The sequence below is a fragment of the Falsiroseomonas sp. E2-1-a4 genome (assembly GCF_051433165.1).
Lineage (GTDB): Bacteria > Pseudomonadota > Alphaproteobacteria > Acetobacterales > Acetobacteraceae > Falsiroseomonas.
In genome coordinates this window covers 81,648-95,975 of record NZ_JBHMFS010000015.1, presented here as the reverse complement: position 1 = coordinate 95,975, position 14,328 = coordinate 81,648, and the positions used below count along the sequence as shown (strand labels likewise).

The window sequence follows — 14,328 nt, the reverse complement described above, 5'->3', positions numbered from 1 at the left end:
GGGTCAGGCCTCCTCTGCCGCCGCGAGTTCCGGCCATCGCCGCTGGATCGCCTGCGCCACCGCCGCGACCTGCAGGTTGGTCATCTGGCTGCTTGTGGCGATGGCCGGGTCCGCATCCCGCTGCGCCTGAAGCGCCGCTGCGCTTTCCGGTGTCCGCACCACCAGCGCCTCCGGCCCCCAGGGGCCGTAATTCGCATCCGGCGTCGGGCCGAACAGGCCGATGGTGCGCGCCCCGACGGCCGCGGCCAGGTGCATCATCGCGGAATCATTGCCGATGAAAAGGCTGGCGCGTTCCAGCAGCGCCGCCGTGGCCGGAACATCCTGCCCGAAGGCATCGACGAAGCGGTCTGGCGCCAGGCCGGCGATGATGGCATCGGCCGAGCCGCGTTCCCCCGCGCCGCCGACCAGCAGGATGGTGGCGCCGGGCAGCGCGCCATCCGGCGCGGTCAGGCGCCGGGCAAGCACCGCGAACCGTTCCGCCGGCCAGGTCTTGCAGATCCAGTTGGAGCCGGTGCCGAGCGCCAGCACCGGGCGGCCCGGCGGCAGCAAACGTGCCGCCGCGTCCCGCTGCACCGTGCCAAGCCACGCCCGCGGCGCCTGCGGCGGCAGGCCGAGCGCGCGGGCGGCCTGCACCACCCGATGCTCACCCGGCACCGCGGGCGGCACGCTGTGCCGGGCCTCGGCGCGGATCAGCCAGGGCATGGCGGAGCGCCGCAGATCCAGCACCAGCCGCCAGCGGCGCTTCCGCGCGGCATTCCACAGCGCCAGCCAATGCCGGCCAAGCGAGCGCTTTTCCATGATGTGGATCGAGGTCACCCCCGGCGCATCGCGCAGCGCCAGCGCGGCCCAACGGCCGCAGGCGAGCGTGATCTCCTCTGCCGGATGTGTTTCATGCAGCCAATGCAGCAGCCCGCTGACCAGGATGCCGTCGCCCAGCCGGGTCGGCCCGATGAACAGGATGGCCATGCGGCTATCCTTCGATCAGGCGGCGTAGGATTTCTGTTCGGCGATGTCGGAGCCGAGCAGCGCGTTGATCTCCGCCTTCAGCGCCGCCCGCTGGTCGTTGGTGATGTAGACATCGCGTGCCAGCCGCACGAAATCGGCGCCGAAATCGCCGCGCGCTTCCAGCATGCGCAGCCTGTCTTCCGTGTCCCAGAGCTTCTCGTTCACCGCCTGCAGGGAGGCCTGGATCTGCCGCAAGACGGGGGTGGCGTGCAGCAGCGGGTCCACCACCTGGTGCAGCGTCGCGGCTTCCCGTTTTACATGCGCGAGCTTCGCCGCATCCGCCAGCTTCGCCAGCTTGATCGCCAGGATCGTGGATTTGTCGACCGCCTCGCCGGGCGATACCTCGATACACAGCCTCATCCGCAATCTCCCCAATTGTCGCATCAATCCCAACTTCACCGCCACAGGCGTGGCGGGTGGGGGGCGCGTCAGGGCGGAGTGAGACCGGCCTCGATCATTGGCAGGGCATAACCGATCCGCGAATCAGGCGCAACCAGCGCCGAATGCGTGTGGCCATCAGCCGGCGGCACAGGAAACGCAATTCAGGGTGGCAGGGTCCAGCGCCAGGCGGCCCGGTGCGACAGGCTCTCCACACTGGCCGCACCAGCCGAACTCACCGGCCTCGATCCGGGCAAGTGCCGCGTCGATGCGCTGCAAGGACTCGGCGCGGCGCCGTTCGGTGGCCAGCGCCATGGCCTGCTGCTGGATCGCATCCATGCGGGACAGGCGGCCAACGCTGGTGTGGTCCAGCTCCACCGGTCCTCGGCTTTCGAGCGACGCCGTGCTGATGCCTGTCAGCGCCGCACGATCCGCCAGAAGCCGCGCCCGCATCGCATCGAGATCAATACCGGACGGCACATCATCAGTGGGTCTGCTCATGCGGCGGCACCGGGCAGGCCGTGCTGTTCGCGGATGGTGTGGAAGGCGATGTTCTTCCATTCCTCCTGAACCCGCCGGCGCCGCCAGTCGGAGGCGAACATCGCCACCATCTGCCCGTCATGATCCTCGGCGAGGTCGTTGATGTTGCCGCGGGTGAAGCGGGCCATCGCCTCGCGGTCCAAGGCTTCGATCCAGCGAAGCTGGTTCCATGGCGCGGCCTCGAAGCTGGCCGGAATGCCGTATTCCACCCGCAGCCGGCTGGCCAGGACATCAAGCTGGAGCAGGCCGAAGACCCCGACCACGGGGGCGGAGCCATCGAGCGGCTTGAACAACTGCACCACCCCCTCATCCGCCAACTGTTCCAGCGCCTTCTTCAGCTTCTTGGCCAGCATCGGGTCCTCCAGCCGCGCCCGGCGCAGATGCTCCGGCGCGAAGGATGGCACGCCGCGGAAATGCAGCGCCTCTCCCTCCGTCAGCGTATCGCCGATCCGCAGCGTGCCGTGATTGGCGATGCCGACCACATCGCCCGCCCAGGCTTCCTCTGCCACCTGCCGTTCCTTGGCGAAAAAAAACAGCGGCGCGTTGACGGGGATGGCCTTGCCCGTCCGCACCTGTGTCAGCCGTGCGCCCTTCTCCAGCCGCCCGGAACAGACACGCAGGAAGGCGACACGGTCGCGGTGGTTCGGGTCCATGTTGGCCTGCACCTTGAACACGAAGCCGGTCAGCCGATCCTCCCCCGGCACCACCAGGCGGGTATCGGCGGCGCGTGGCCGCGGCGGTGGCGCGAGACGGGCGAGGCCGTCCAGAAGATGCCCGACACCAAAATCCCGCAAGGCGCTGCCGAAGAACACCGGCGTCATGGTGCCTCGCAGGAACTGTTCGCGATCGAATTTGGGGCAGCCCGCCATGACCAGGCCGGCCTGTGCGCGCAGCTCCGTCAGCAAATCCGGCGGCAGCAACAATTCCAGCTCCGGATCATCAAGCCCGCGCAGTCGGATGTGGTTGTCGCCGCCATCCAGCAGCATCCGCAGCGCCGGGTCCAGGATATCGTACACGCCGATGAAGTCGCGCCCCTGCCCGATCGGCCAGGCCGCCGGGGACACATCCAAGGCGAGGGTCTTCTCGATCTCGTCGATCAGCTCCAGCGGGTCCCGCCCATCGCGGTCCATCTTGTTGATGAAGGTGATGATGGGAATGTCGCGCAGGCGGCACACCTCGAACAGCTTTCGCGTCTGGCTTTCGATGCCTTTCGCCGCGTCCAGCACCATCACCGCCGCATCCACCGCCGACAATGTGCGGTAGGTATCCTCCGAGAAATCCTCGTGCCCCGGCGTGTCGAGCAGGTTGAACACCAGCCCGTCACGCTCGAAGGTCATCACGGACGTGGCGACGGAGATGCCGCGATCTTGTTCGATCTTCATCCAGTCGGACCGCGTGCGACGGCGGTTGCCCTTGGCGCGAACCTGGCCCGCAAGCTGGATGGCGCCGCCCTTCAGCAGCAGTTTTTCCGTCAGCGTGGTCTTGCCGGCATCCGGATGGGCGATGATGGCGAAGCTGCGCCGGCGCAGCGCCTCCGCGGCAGGATTAGGCGTCTCCGCGCGAGCGGCTTCGGTCGGGACATGGTCCAAGTGGCAGGTCTCCTCGGTGCGGCGTTGGGCGGCACGTGGGGAAGGCGACCTGTTTCAGGGTGGGGTGGCGCTGGCGTTTCGTTGTTTCGCGGGCGCGGCGCGCGGATCGGTTTCCATTGCCACCCACACTTAAGGTCATCAGCCGCGGCATGCCAGCCCCGATTGCGGGGTTCCGGCCCGGGCATCCTGCGGCTAGTCAGACAGGATGCTTGCGGAATACCTGTCCTTCGCGCGCGCGCATCCGCGGCCCCTGGCCTTCGGCTTCCTCCTCGCCGCCCTGTCCAGCTTCGGCCAGACCTTCTTCATCGCGCTGTCGGGCACCGGCATCGCGGAGGAGTTCGCCATCTCGGATGGACAGCTCGGCCTGGGCTACGCCGTGGCCACCCTCGCCTCCGGCTTCGCATTGGGCTGGGCTGGGCGCTGGATCGATCGTGTTTCCCTTCGCCGCTACACCATGTTCTCGACGCTGCTGCTGGTGGTGGGCTGCCTCGCCATGGCCACCGTGCAGGGGCCGCTGCTGCTGGTGCTGGCCTTCTTCCTGCTGCGCATGGCAGGCCAGGGGCTGCTGACCCACACGGCGATGACCGCCACGGCCCGGCGCTTCCAGCATGATCGCGGCAAGGCGCTGGCGCTGGTGGCGCTGGGCTTCGCGCTGGGGGAGGCCGTGCTGCCGCCCATCGCCATCGGGCTGCTGCCCTGGGTCGGCTGGCGCGGCCTCTGGTGGGGTGCGGCGGCGGCGGTGCTGCTGGCGGGCTGGGCGGCGCTGCGCCTGCTGCCGCGCGCGGAGGCCACGGCCGCTTCTCGCCCGGGCCAGCAGCCCGGCCCGCGCGCGCCCTCGCTGTGGCGCGATGCGCGGTTCTGGCTGGTGCTGCCGGCCATCCTCGCCCCCTCCTTCGTCGTCACGGGCTTCTTCTTCCATCAGCTTCGCCTGGCCGCGGAAATCGGCTGGGATCTGCGCGTGGTGGCGGCGGCTTTCGCGGGCTACGCCGTGGCCCGCGCTGGTGCGGTGCTGCGCGCGGGGCCGGTGATCGACCGGATCGGCGCCACACCGCTGCTGCCGCTGTTCCTGCTGCCGCTGGTGCTGGCCATGGGAGTCATCCTGCTCGGCCGCGACAGCCAGCCGGCGGCGGTGATCTACTTGCTGCTGGCCGGCCTCACCTCCGGCGTCTCGACCACCATGGCGACCGCCTTGTGGACCGATTTCTACGGCGTTGAGCGCCTGGGTTCGGTGCGGGCCACGGTGGCCGGCGCCGGCGTCATCGCCTCCGCCCTCGCGCCGGCCGCTTTTGGCTGGCTGCTGGACCTTGGCATCACGCTGCACACGCAGGCGGCCTGGTGCCTGGCCGGCATGCTCGTCGCCTCCCTGCTGACCCTGCCGGTGACGCGCAGGCACCGCGGGTCGCGCCGCCCGCCAGACTGATTGTTGCGCCGGGGTTGCTTGACGGCCATCTCAACGCATGCTGCGCTCACGGGTAACAAGCCAAGAATGGGAGGATGCAATGCGTCGCAGAAATCTGGTGCGCCTGGCTGCAACGGCGCCGCTTGGCGTTTCCGCCCTGGCGGGCCTGGCTTCGCCCGCCATCGCACAGACCCGCTTCGTGCGGATCGCCACCGCCGGTTCAGGCGGCAACTACTACCGCCTCGGCAGCGGTCTCGCCGCCATCTGGAACGACACCGTCCCGGGCGTTCGCGCCTCCATCCAGGCCACGGGCGGCACCGTGCAGAACCTGGATCTGCTGGCGGACCGGGAAGTGGAGGTCGCCTACCTGGCCGGCAGCATCGGTGAACTGGCCTACAAGAACTCAGGCGTCTTCGCCAACCGCCCGCGCGGCCGCTACCAGGGGCTGCGTTCGCTGGCCACGGTCTATCCCAACCCGCAATGGTTCCTGGCGATGAACTGGGCGCCCGAGATCAAGACGCTGCGCGACCTGAAGGGCAAGCGCGTGTCGGTCGGCACGCAGGGCAGCCAGGGCGAGGCCTGGTGGCGCATCATGATGGGCCATATGGGCTGGACCTATCGTGACATCCGCGCCGAATTCACCGTGCATGGCGCCACCATCGACCAGGTTCGCAACCGGCAGATCGATGCCGTGGTCTGGCCGGATGCACCTGGCTCATCCTCCGTCCAGCAGATGATGGATACCGGCTTCGCCCGCATCATCGACATCGACGAGGATGTCGTTGCCTTCATGGCAGCCCAGGGGCTGGACTACCCCTACACGGTGGAAGCGCGGCACGTGCCGGGCAGCAATCGCCCCTTCAAGACCTTCGCCGCGCCGACCACGCTCGCCGTGCATGACCGCGTGCCGGATGACGTGGCGCATGCGCTGGTGAAAACGATGTTCGAGAACAAGCCGCGCCTGCTTCAGGTGCATCCGCTGGCGGATTTCATGACGCTGGCGAATGCGCGTGACGGCCTGCCCTTCCCGCTGCATCCGGGCGCCGAGCGTTTCTACGCGGAATCCGGCCGCACCTGAACGCAGGCTGATTGAGGAACCAAGAGGATGGCTGTGACGCCTGGTGCCCGGCGGGAACGGGAAACAGAATGGCGGCGCCCGACGCTGGAAGGCGAGGGCATCATCGACGTCAACGCCATCAGCGCCGAGTCGGAAGTTCACAGCGACACGCGCCGCCTGGTTGGCCGCTGGGCGCTGCTGTTTGCCGTGGTGGCCATCGGTTCCTCCATCTTCCACTTCTACACGGCCGGCTATCGGCCGCTGCCCGCGATGGAGCAGCGGCCGGTGCATGTCGCGCTGATGCTGTTCCTCTGCTTCCTGATCTACCCGGCCACGAAATCAGGCCGCAGCCGCCAGCCCGGCGTGGTGGATCTGGTGCTGAGCATCCTCGGCGGCGCCTCCGCCTTCTATGTCGCCTACACCTACCAGGACATCGTCGATCGCGGCGGCTTCCCGACGCAGACGGACATCATCGTCGGCAGCATCTTCTGCCTGATGATCCTGGAAGCGGCCCGGCGCACCATGGGCATGTTCCTGATCGTGCTGGCGGCGATATTCCTGGGCTATCTGTTCGTCGGCCCCTGGATGCCGGGCATATTGGGCCATGGCGGCTTCACCTATGACCGGGTGATCCGGCAGATGTACATGACGACGGAAGGTGTCTTCGGCATCGCCGTCGGTGTCTCCGCCACCTACGTCTATCTGTTCATCCTGTTCGGCGCCTTCCTGCAGAAATCCGGCACCACGACCTTCTTCACCAACATCGCCTTCGCCGCCGCGGGCCATTCCCCGGGCGGCCCGGCCAAGGTCGGCGTGCTGGCGAGCGCGCTGATGGGCACCATCCAGGGCTCATCCGCCGCCAATGTCGCCTCCACCGGCGTCTTCACCATTCCGCTGATGAAGCGGCTCGGCTTCAGCGGCTACTACGCCGGCGCGGTGGAGGCCGTGGCCTCCTGCGGCGGGCAGTTCCTGCCGCCGGTGATGGGCGCCTCCGCCTTCATCATGGCCGAATACCTGCAGATGCCCTACGCCGCTGTCGCCGCCGGCGCGCTGCTGCCGGCGCTGCTGTATTACGGCGCGGTCTACCTGCAGGTGCATCTGCGCGCCCGCAAGGTGGGCATGGAGGGGCTGCCGCGGCACCGCCTGCCGAAGGTCAAGGCCGTCCTGCTGGAGCAGGGCCATCTGGTGCTGCCGATCTTCGTGCTGATCGGCATGTTGATGATGGGCTACACGGCGCTGTTCGCCGCCTTCTTCTCCATCGTTGCCGTCATCGTGGTCAGCTCCTTCCGCAAATCCTCCCGCATGAGCCTGCGCGACATCCTGGAGGCGCTGGAGATCGGCGCGCGCAACAGCATCTCCACCGCCATTGCCTGCGCCGCGGTGGGCTTCATCGTCGGCAGCGTCGGACTGACCGGCGTGGGGCTGCTGTTCACGCAATCCATCATCGGCCTGGCGGCGGGCATGCTGCTGCCGGCGCTGCTGCTGGCGGCGGCCTGTTCGCTGTTCCTCAGCTTCGGCCTGCCCACCACCTCGGTCTACATCATCACCGCGACGCTGGTGGCGCCGAGCCTCATCCAGCTCGGCGTGCCGCCGCTGGTGGCGCACCTGTTCTGCTATTATTGGGGCGGCGTTTCCGCCATCACGCCGCCGGTCGCACTCGCAGCCTATGTGGCCGCGGGCATCGCCAATGCGCCGGTGATGAAAACCGGCTTCACCGCCATGCGGCTCGGCATGGCGGCGTATCTCGTGCCCTTCATCTTCGTCTATTGGCCCGCACTGGTGCTGTGGCACGAGATGCCGGTGCTGTCCGTGCTGCTGGCGGTGATGGGCGGGCTGGTCGGCGTGTTCTGCATGGGCGCGCTGGGTGAGCGCTACCTGACGCGCCCACTGCCCATCTGGAAGATGGGCCTGCTGGCGGTGGCAATCGTGCTGGTGATGCACCCCGCCGGCATCGCCAATTTCGCGGCTGTTGCCATCGCGCTGTTCGTCGGCATCACGGAGTATCTGGCACGGCCCGAAGCGCAGCGCCTGCGCGCTGCGTGAGGGCCGCGCCAGCGGCTACTCATTGAGGCCCTTGCCGCTGTAGGGGTGCGTCGCCGTCCAGTGCCTGGCGATATCCACCCGCTTCGCGATCCACACGTCGCGGCGCTGCATCATGTAATCCAGCAAACGCTGCAAGCCGGCCGCCCGCGCCGGGTGACCGATCAGCCGCATATGCAGCCCCACCGACATCATCTTCGGCGTGCGCGCGCCTTCCGCATACAGCATGTCGAAGGCATCGCGCACGAAGGCGAACCACTGGTCCGCGGTGCCGGTCGGGCCGTTGTACTTGCCGTCATTGTTGGTCAGCGAATACGGCACCACCAGCCGCCCCTGCCCTTCCACCGTGACCCAGAAGGGCAGTTCCTCCCCATAATAGTCGCTGTCATACAGGAAGCCGCCATGCTCGGTGACCAGGCGGCGCGTGTTCACCGAGGGTCCGTAGCGGCAGTACCAGCCATCCGGCTTCTGGCCGAGCGTGCGTTCCAGGCTGGTGACGGCACGCGCGATGTGCTCGCGTTCCTCCGCCTCGGTCAGCTCGTAATGCTTCACCCAACGCCAGCCATGGCAGCAGATGTCGTAGCCCGCATCCCGGATGGCGGCGGCGGCTTCCGGGTTGCGTTCCAGCGCCAGCGCGCAGGCGAAGATCGTCACCGGCAGGCCACGTTCCTGGAACAGCCGGTGCAGCCGCCAGAAGCCGACGCGGCTGCCATATTCAAACATCCCCTCCGCCGCCAGATCGCGGCCCTTCGGGATCGGTGTGGTCCCGTGCGATTCGGTGTGGCCGTTTTCGGTGTAGCCCTCGCCATCCTGCACCGATGGCTCGGAGCCTTCCTCGTAGTTGATGACGAAATTCACTGCGAGCCGCGCGCCACCCGGCCACTTCGGATCCGGCGGATTGCCGCCATAGCCGATGTAGTCGCGCTTCACCTGATAGGTCATGCCGCGCCTCCATCCAGATCGACTTCGAAGGGCGCCACCTCGACGAACTCCTCATCCGTCTTGGTGCCGTCCTTCCACATGAACACCGCAAAGCGGCCGGGCCGGTCTATGACGGTGAAGGGGTGGTGCCAGACATCGGCGCCGTAGGTGACGCCCTGGTCCGGCTGCGCGACGAAGGCCTGCGCGCGGGCCATGTCCGGCCCACCATCCGCGCCATGCGGCGCAACCACCGCAATCCAGCGCCCGCCACCCATCGGCACGAAGGATTGCGAGGAGAACTGGTGCCGCTCCATCGTGGTGGAGGACAGCGGCAGCGTGGACGGCGCCTTGCAGGTGAAGGAAAGGCTGGGGGCAGCCTGCGCGCGGCGGCTGGACAGCGCGCCTTCCGTGTAGACCCGCCCCGGGTCCTGCGGCGCGCTCAGCACCTCGCCAAATGCGGCGAAGGCCTCGCTGGTCAGGGGTTTGGCGATCAGGCGCATGCAGGGGCCTCGCTTGCTGGAGAGTCACGTCGGATGATGGCGGAGCAGGTGCGAGACAGCCAGCCGAGACGATTGCCCAATATGGACGCATCCCGCGGCCGGCATTGTCCGATGAACAGGCAGAAAAATCTAACGGCGGCCACTCTGCCGAAATACCCGGCTATCCTTACGGGAAAACGGCAGTAGAGATACTCTGGTATTCCGACGGCGTCCAAGATCCGCCATCCTCTCCGAGGATTCCATGCTGATGTGCCGTGCCGCAAGCGACCGCCGCGCCATCCTGACATTGACCTGGGCCTGATCGCCCAGGCCCGGCGCGTGCCGGAGGCATGACTGTACAAGGGAAAAAGCACCATGCGCCTCAAGGGCAAGGTCGTCGTCGTCACGGGCGGGGCCTCAGGCATCGGTCGCGCCATATCCATGCTGTTCGCCAAGGAAGGCGCCATCGTCGCGATCGGCGACGTGACGGAGGATGTGAAGGAAGGCGGGGAGCCCACGCGCAAGCTGATCGAGGACGCCGGCGGCACGGCGCGCTTCCATATCTGCGACGTCTCGAAATGGGATGATATCGACGCGCTGGTGACGAAGACCGTCGCGGAATTCGGCAAGCTCGACGTCATCGTCAACAACGCCGCGACGCTCGGCAGCGGCACCAAGCTGCTGGAGACCACCGAGGCGGATTGGGACCATGTGATGGCGGTGAACGCAAAGGGCGTGTTCTTCGGCTGCAAGCGCGCGATCCAGCAATTCCTGACGCAGCCCGTGGTCGGCGATGCGCGCGGCCGCATCGTCAACATCTCCTCCCAGCACGGCATGGTCTGCGCGCCGGGCAAGATCGCCTATGGCACCGGCAAGGCCGCCGCCGTCTACATCACGCGCCAGGTCGCGGTGGACTACGCGGAGGATCACATCATCTGCAACGCAGTGGCCCCCGGCCGCATCCTGACCGGGAAGCCGACGGGCGGGCCAGGTTCGGATTCGCTCGACTACTCGAAGTCCCGCACGCCGATGCCGCGCCTCGGCCGGCCCGGCGATATCGCCAGCGCCGCGCTGTTCCTGGCGAGCGACGACGCAACCTACATCACCGGCCACAACCTGATGGTCGATGGCGGCTGGATGGCATACTGACCGTGAAAATCCTCGTCACAGGCGCCACCGGCTTCGTCGGCCTGAACATCGTCTCCGCGCTGCTGGCGCAGGGGCAGGAGGTGGTGGGCGTCGGCCATGCGCCGCCACCCGCTGGGGCGCTCGCCGCTCTGCCCGGGCATCAGCGCGTCACCTGGCGCATCACCGATCTGCGCGATGCCCCCGCCGTGCAGGCGCTGTTCGCGGAGGCGAAGCCGGATCGCGTGGTGCATGGCGCCGCCGTCACCACCGCCGCCGGCCGCGATGGGGAGGCAGCGACCGCAACCGCCGCCGTCAACATCATGGGTTCGCTGAACGTGCTGGATGCCGCGGTGGCGCAGGGCGTGCAGCGCCTGGTCGTCCTCAGCTCCGCCTCCGTCTATGGCGCCGCCACACCCGCGGAGGGCCTGCTGGATGAGGTGCTGAGCCTGCCACAACCCGGCGCCGTCTATGGCCTCACCAAGCTGGCCGCGGAGCGTCTGCTGCTGCGCGCCGGGCCTCTGCGCGGCGTGCAGGTGTTCGCCGCACGCCTCGGCGGCGTCTTCGGACGGTTCGAGCGTGACAGCGGGCTGCGCGATACGCTCAGCCCGATGCACCAGGTGATGCAGGCGGCGCGCGAGGGCCGCCCCATCATCCTGCCACGCCCTGGGGCGCGCGACTGGATCTATGCGCCCGACATCGCGGAAGGCGTGGCCGCGATCCTGCTGGCCGAGGCGCCCGCCTCACCGGTCTACAACGTCTCCTCCCCCGTCATCTGGGCCGTCGCCGAATGGTGCGCCGCGCTGGCCCTGCGGCAAAAGATCGACTGGCGCCTTGCCCAGCCCGGCGAGGCCGCGACGATCGATTTCCACGGCCCGGATGACCGGCCGCCCCTGTCCACCACCCGTGCCCTGCAGGACCTTGGGTTCCGCGCCCGCTTCGGCATGGAGGAAGCCCTGACCGACTATCTCGACTGGCTGCAACGCTCGTCCTTCGAAGGCGACACGCCATGACCACCCGTCGCTTCCTGCTGACCGCCGGCGCCGCCGCGTAGGTCGATACCAGCCGCCTCGTCGGCACGCTGCGCTTCGTCAGCGGCCCGACCGGCGGCGCCTATTTCCCGCTCGGTGAAGCGCGGCACGCGCCATGAACGCGTATACGGGCGGCGCGCAAGCCGGCGGGGTCCCTTCAGAACGGCAGGACGGTGGTGCCAGGCGCGATCATGCGGCGTGCCATCTCCGGCGGCTGCGCCGGGCGCACACCCTCCACCAGCGCCTCGGGCCCAATGACGGCATTGGGCAGGTACAGGGCGCAGACCTCGGTCCGCACGCCGGCACTGACCATGCCGGCCAGCATCTGCGCGGGCGTCGCATTCATCGGGCGCAGCGGCATGGCGGCGGCGGCCGGCTCGCGCCGTGCGAGATCGGCGGCCGGGCCGCACAGCATCACTTCCACGGTGGCGCCCTGCGCGCGCATGGCGTTGAGCAGCACGAAGGCCATACCCTGCACCTGCGTCTCCGCCGTGGTCACCAGGGCGAGGATGCGCGGCGTGTCCTGCGCCTGGGCCGGCGGTGCGAGGGCAAGGCCACCCAGCAGCAGCATGGCGGCGCCAGCCAGATTGGAACGGGTCATGACAGTGTGCTTCTCATGTGAGGCAGGATGGAAAGCGGGCAGCCCCGCCTTGCAACTGGCTGCAAGCCTTGTATCTTAGAAACTGCGCAGATACAAACCCAAGACGTACAGGCCGGAGGACACTCATCATGATCAATGTCGGATCGCTCGATCGCACCCTTCGCTTCGTCTTCGGCGCGGTGCTGGTGTTGGCGCCCTTGCTGCTGGCGGATAGTTTCGCACCGCTCGGCGCCTGGCGCTTCGTCGTGGTCGCGGTGGGCGTGGTGCTGGTGGCCACCGCCGCCTTCCGCATCTGCCCGGCCTACATGCTGTTCGGCATCCGCACCTGCGCGGCAGGCAAGGCCTGACATGATCGCGACGGACTTCACACCGGTCGCCTCGCTGTTCGGCGGCGCGCTGATCGGCGCCGCCGCCGTGGCGCTGATGGTGGCCACCGGGCGCATTGCGGGGATCAGCGGCTTCGCCTCCCGCCTGCTGCCGCCCTATGCGGAGCCTGGCCTGGCCGGCCGTTTCGCCTTCGTGCTCGGCATCATCCTGGCGCCGTTGCTGGTGGGGCTGGCCACCGGCACGCTGCCGCTGCCGCAGATCGAGGCCTCAACGCCCGTGCTGCTGCTGGCCGGGCTGCTGGTCGGCTTCGGCGCGGTGTGGGGCAATGGCTGCACCTCGGGCCATGGCGTCTGCGGGATCTCGCGGCTTTCGATGCGCTCGGTGGTCGCCACCGCGGTTTTCATGGCGGCGGCCTTCGCCACCGTCTTCGTCACCCGCCACCTGATCTGAGGCGCCCCATGGTCATCCTCGCGCAATTCGCCATCGGCCTGCTGCTCGGCCTCGGCCTGGTCATCGCCGGCATGTCCGATCCGGCGAAGGTGCTGAACTTCCTCGACCTCGCCGCCATTCCCTCCGGCGGTTGGGATGCCAGCCTGGCCTTCGTGATGGCCGGTGCCATTGCGGTGACCTTCATCGGCTACCGCCTGGTGCTGCGCCGCGACCGGCCAATCTTCGACACGCGCTTCCACCTGCCCACCGCCACCGTCATCGATGCGCGGATCCTGGCCGGCCCGGCGATCTTCGGCATCGGCTGGGGCCTGGCCGGCTTCTGCCCGGGCCCGGCACTGACCGCGCTGACCACGGGCGGCACGCCGGCCTGGCTGTTCCTCGCCACCATGTTCGCCGGCATGGCCGGCGCGCGCTGGCTCGCCGGGCGCAACACCGCGCCCAGCCCTGCGCTGCCCCGCACGTAATCCGCACCAGCAGACGGAGACGCCCCATGAACGCCATTCCGCATCGCGTGGACCTGTCTGTGAAGCCGGAGGTTACGGCCTTCTTCGACGCGCCCACCAACACCATCAGCTATGTGGTCAAGGATCCGGCCTCCACCGCCTGCGCCGTGGTCGATTCCGTGATGGATATCGACTACGCCGCCGGCCGCATCAGCCATCAGGGCGCGGACGCCATCATCGCCCATATCCGCGCCCACGGCCTGAAGCTGGAATGGCTGATCGAGACGCATGTGCATGCCGACCATCTCTCGGCCGCGCCCTACATCCAGAACCAGCTCGGCGGCAAGATCGGCATCGGTGAGAAGATCACCGTGGTGCAGGAGGTCTTCGGCAAGGTCTTCAACGAAGGTACCGAGTTCCGCCGCGACGGCAGCCAGTTCGACCGGTTGTTCCAGGATGCCGACAGCTACGCCATCGGCGGGCTGCAGGCGTTTGCGATGCATACGCCCGGCCACACGCCGGCCTGCATGACGCATGTGATCGGTAACGCAGCCTTCGTCGGCGATACGCTGTTCATGCCCGATGGCGGCTCCGCCCGCGCCGATTTCCCGGGCGGCGATGCGCGCACGCTGTACCGCTCCATCCGCCGCGTGCTGGATTTGTCGCCGGAGACCCGGCTGTTCATGTGCCACGACTACGGCCCCAACGGCCGCGAGATCCGCTGGGAAACCACCGTCGCCGAGGAACGCGCCCACAACATCCATGTGCGGGACGGCGTCACGGAGGATGATTTCGTCGCGATGCGGGAGGCGCGCGACCGCACGCTGGACATGCCGCGCCTCATCCTGCCCTCGCTCCAGGTCAATATGCGAGCCGGCGCGCTGCCGCCCCCGGAACCCAATGGCCGCGTCTTCCTGAAGCTGCCCGTAAATGCGCTATGACA

16 protein-coding genes are annotated in these 14,328 nt (G+C 68.3%); 9 read left to right on the top strand and 7 right to left on the bottom strand.

Features of this window, described 5'->3' with window-relative positions:
• Positions 1 to 3: 3 nt before the first annotated feature.
• From ACFHNC_RS16775 to ACFHNC_RS16760, 4 genes are all read right to left on the bottom strand, one after another.
• Positions 4 to 966 carry a glycosyltransferase family 9 protein gene (locus ACFHNC_RS16775; protein WP_437170378.1) on the bottom strand — a complete coding sequence of 321 codons (963 nt, stop codon included), beginning with the start codon at positions 964 to 966 and terminating at the stop codon, positions 4 to 6.
• A gap of 15 nt (positions 967 to 981) precedes the next feature.
• Positions 982 to 1,365 carry a DUF6165 family protein gene (locus ACFHNC_RS16770; RefSeq protein ID WP_437170377.1) on the bottom strand — a complete coding sequence of 128 codons (384 nt, stop codon included), beginning with the start codon at positions 1,363 to 1,365 and terminating at the stop codon, positions 982 to 984.
• 156 nt (positions 1,366 to 1,521) lie between these two features.
• On the bottom strand, positions 1,522 to 1,884 hold the full coding sequence (locus ACFHNC_RS16765; RefSeq protein WP_437170376.1) for a TraR/DksA family transcriptional regulator: 363 nt from the start codon (positions 1,882 to 1,884) through the stop codon (positions 1,522 to 1,524).
• Positions 1,881 to 3,512, bottom strand: coding sequence for a peptide chain release factor 3 (locus ACFHNC_RS16760; RefSeq protein WP_437170375.1), 1,632 nt, complete (start codon positions 3,510 to 3,512; stop codon positions 1,881 to 1,883). Before ACFHNC_RS16760 ends, ACFHNC_RS16765 begins: the two co-directional genes overlap by 4 nt.
• Positions 3,513 to 3,717: 205 nt before the next feature.
• Between ACFHNC_RS16760 and ACFHNC_RS16755 the strand changes: the two genes are divergently transcribed.
• From ACFHNC_RS16755 to ACFHNC_RS16745, 3 genes are all read left to right on the top strand, one after another.
• On the top strand, positions 3,718 to 4,932 hold the full coding sequence (locus tag ACFHNC_RS16755) for an MFS transporter (protein WP_437170374.1): 1,215 nt from the start codon (positions 3,718 to 3,720) through the stop codon (positions 4,930 to 4,932).
• Positions 4,933 to 5,011: 79 nt separating this feature from the next.
• Complete coding sequence (locus ACFHNC_RS16750; protein WP_437170373.1) at positions 5,012 to 5,989, top strand: TAXI family TRAP transporter solute-binding subunit; 978 nt, start codon at positions 5,012 to 5,014, stop codon at positions 5,987 to 5,989.
• Between the two features lie 27 nt (positions 5,990 to 6,016).
• Entirely contained in the window at positions 6,017 to 8,011 is a 1,995-nt protein-coding gene (locus tag ACFHNC_RS16745; protein ID WP_437170372.1) for a TRAP transporter permease, read from the top strand.
• Positions 8,012 to 8,026: 15 nt separating this feature from the next.
• Here the strand turns inward: ACFHNC_RS16745 and ACFHNC_RS16740 are convergent, their stop codons facing one another.
• Positions 8,027 to 8,950, bottom strand: coding sequence for a polysaccharide deacetylase family protein (locus ACFHNC_RS16740; protein WP_437170371.1), 924 nt, complete (start codon positions 8,948 to 8,950; stop codon positions 8,027 to 8,029).
• Positions 8,947 to 9,429, bottom strand: a complete 483-nt coding sequence (locus ACFHNC_RS16735) for an ureidoglycolate lyase (RefSeq protein ID WP_437170370.1) — start codon at positions 9,427 to 9,429, stop codon at positions 8,947 to 8,949. The genes ACFHNC_RS16740 and ACFHNC_RS16735 overlap by 4 nt, the downstream gene beginning before the upstream one ends.
• Positions 9,430 to 9,783: 354 nt before the next feature.
• Between ACFHNC_RS16735 and ACFHNC_RS16730 the strand changes: the two genes are divergently transcribed.
• Together ACFHNC_RS16730 and ACFHNC_RS16725 are read left to right on the top strand one after the other, a co-directional pair.
• Complete coding sequence (locus ACFHNC_RS16730; RefSeq protein WP_437170369.1) at positions 9,784 to 10,557, top strand: SDR family NAD(P)-dependent oxidoreductase; 774 nt, start codon at positions 9,784 to 9,786, stop codon at positions 10,555 to 10,557.
• A 2-nt stretch (positions 10,558 to 10,559) separates the two neighbouring features.
• A complete protein-coding gene (locus ACFHNC_RS16725) occupies positions 10,560 to 11,546 on the top strand; it encodes an NAD-dependent epimerase/dehydratase family protein (protein WP_437170368.1) in 987 nt (328 codons plus the stop codon).
• Positions 11,547 to 11,721: 175 nt separating this feature from the next.
• Here ACFHNC_RS16725 and ACFHNC_RS16720 read toward each other — a convergent pair whose 3' ends face one another.
• Positions 11,722 to 12,165: a hypothetical protein gene (locus ACFHNC_RS16720; protein ID WP_437170367.1), complete on the bottom strand. Its 444-nt coding sequence runs from the start codon at positions 12,163 to 12,165 to the stop codon at positions 11,722 to 11,724.
• Between the two features lie 128 nt (positions 12,166 to 12,293).
• Between ACFHNC_RS16720 and ACFHNC_RS16715 the strand changes: the two genes are divergently transcribed.
• Genes ACFHNC_RS16715 through ACFHNC_RS16700 form a run of 4 tightly spaced genes read left to right on the top strand, consistent with a single transcriptional unit; the run spans position 12,294 to position 14,326 of the window.
• Entirely contained in the window at positions 12,294 to 12,512 is a 219-nt protein-coding gene (locus ACFHNC_RS16715; protein ID WP_437170366.1) for a YgaP family membrane protein, read from the top strand.
• A 1-nt stretch (position 12,513) separates the two neighbouring features.
• Positions 12,514 to 12,942: a YeeE/YedE family protein gene (locus tag ACFHNC_RS16710; RefSeq protein WP_437170365.1), complete on the top strand. Its 429-nt coding sequence runs from the start codon at positions 12,514 to 12,516 to the stop codon at positions 12,940 to 12,942.
• 8 nt (positions 12,943 to 12,950) lie between these two features.
• Positions 12,951 to 13,406 carry a DUF6691 family protein gene (locus tag ACFHNC_RS16705; protein WP_437170364.1) on the top strand — a complete coding sequence of 152 codons (456 nt, stop codon included), beginning with the start codon at positions 12,951 to 12,953 and terminating at the stop codon, positions 13,404 to 13,406.
• Positions 13,407 to 13,432: 26 nt separating this feature from the next.
• Positions 13,433 to 14,326, top strand: a complete 894-nt coding sequence (locus ACFHNC_RS16700) for an MBL fold metallo-hydrolase (protein WP_437170363.1) — start codon at positions 13,433 to 13,435, stop codon at positions 14,324 to 14,326.
• The last annotated feature ends 2 nt before the right edge of the window (positions 14,327 to 14,328 follow it).

Excerpts from the sequence above, each read along its gene's own strand:
- ACFHNC_RS16775 (WP_437170378.1), bottom strand. The coding sequence starts at position 966 with ATGGCCATCCTGTTCATCGGGCCGACCCGGCTGGGCGACGGCATCCTG.
- ACFHNC_RS16770 (WP_437170377.1), bottom strand. The coding sequence starts at position 1,365 with ATGAGGCTGTGTATCGAGGTATCGCCCGGCGAGGCGGTCGACAAATCC.
- ACFHNC_RS16765 (WP_437170376.1), bottom strand. The coding sequence starts at position 1,884 with ATGAGCAGACCCACTGATGATGTGCCGTCCGGTATTGATCTCGATGCG.
- ACFHNC_RS16755 (WP_437170374.1), top strand. The coding sequence starts at position 3,718 with ATGCTTGCGGAATACCTGTCCTTCGCGCGCGCGCATCCGCGGCCCCTG.
- ACFHNC_RS16750 (WP_437170373.1), top strand. The coding sequence starts at position 5,012 with ATGCGTCGCAGAAATCTGGTGCGCCTGGCTGCAACGGCGCCGCTTGGC.
- ACFHNC_RS16745 (WP_437170372.1), top strand. The coding sequence starts at position 6,017 with ATGGCTGTGACGCCTGGTGCCCGGCGGGAACGGGAAACAGAATGGCGG.
- ACFHNC_RS16740 (WP_437170371.1), bottom strand. The coding sequence starts at position 8,950 with ATGACCTATCAGGTGAAGCGCGACTACATCGGCTATGGCGGCAATCCG.
- ACFHNC_RS16735 (WP_437170370.1), bottom strand. The coding sequence starts at position 9,429 with ATGCGCCTGATCGCCAAACCCCTGACCAGCGAGGCCTTCGCCGCATTT.
- ACFHNC_RS16730 (WP_437170369.1), top strand. The coding sequence starts at position 9,784 with ATGCGCCTCAAGGGCAAGGTCGTCGTCGTCACGGGCGGGGCCTCAGGC.
- ACFHNC_RS16720 (WP_437170367.1), bottom strand. The coding sequence starts at position 12,165 with ATGACCCGTTCCAATCTGGCTGGCGCCGCCATGCTGCTGCTGGGTGGC.
- ACFHNC_RS16715 (WP_437170366.1), top strand. The coding sequence starts at position 12,294 with ATGATCAATGTCGGATCGCTCGATCGCACCCTTCGCTTCGTCTTCGGC.
- ACFHNC_RS16710 (WP_437170365.1), top strand. The coding sequence starts at position 12,514 with ATGATCGCGACGGACTTCACACCGGTCGCCTCGCTGTTCGGCGGCGCG.
- ACFHNC_RS16705 (WP_437170364.1), top strand. The coding sequence starts at position 12,951 with ATGGTCATCCTCGCGCAATTCGCCATCGGCCTGCTGCTCGGCCTCGGC.
- ACFHNC_RS16700 (WP_437170363.1), top strand. The coding sequence starts at position 13,433 with ATGAACGCCATTCCGCATCGCGTGGACCTGTCTGTGAAGCCGGAGGTT.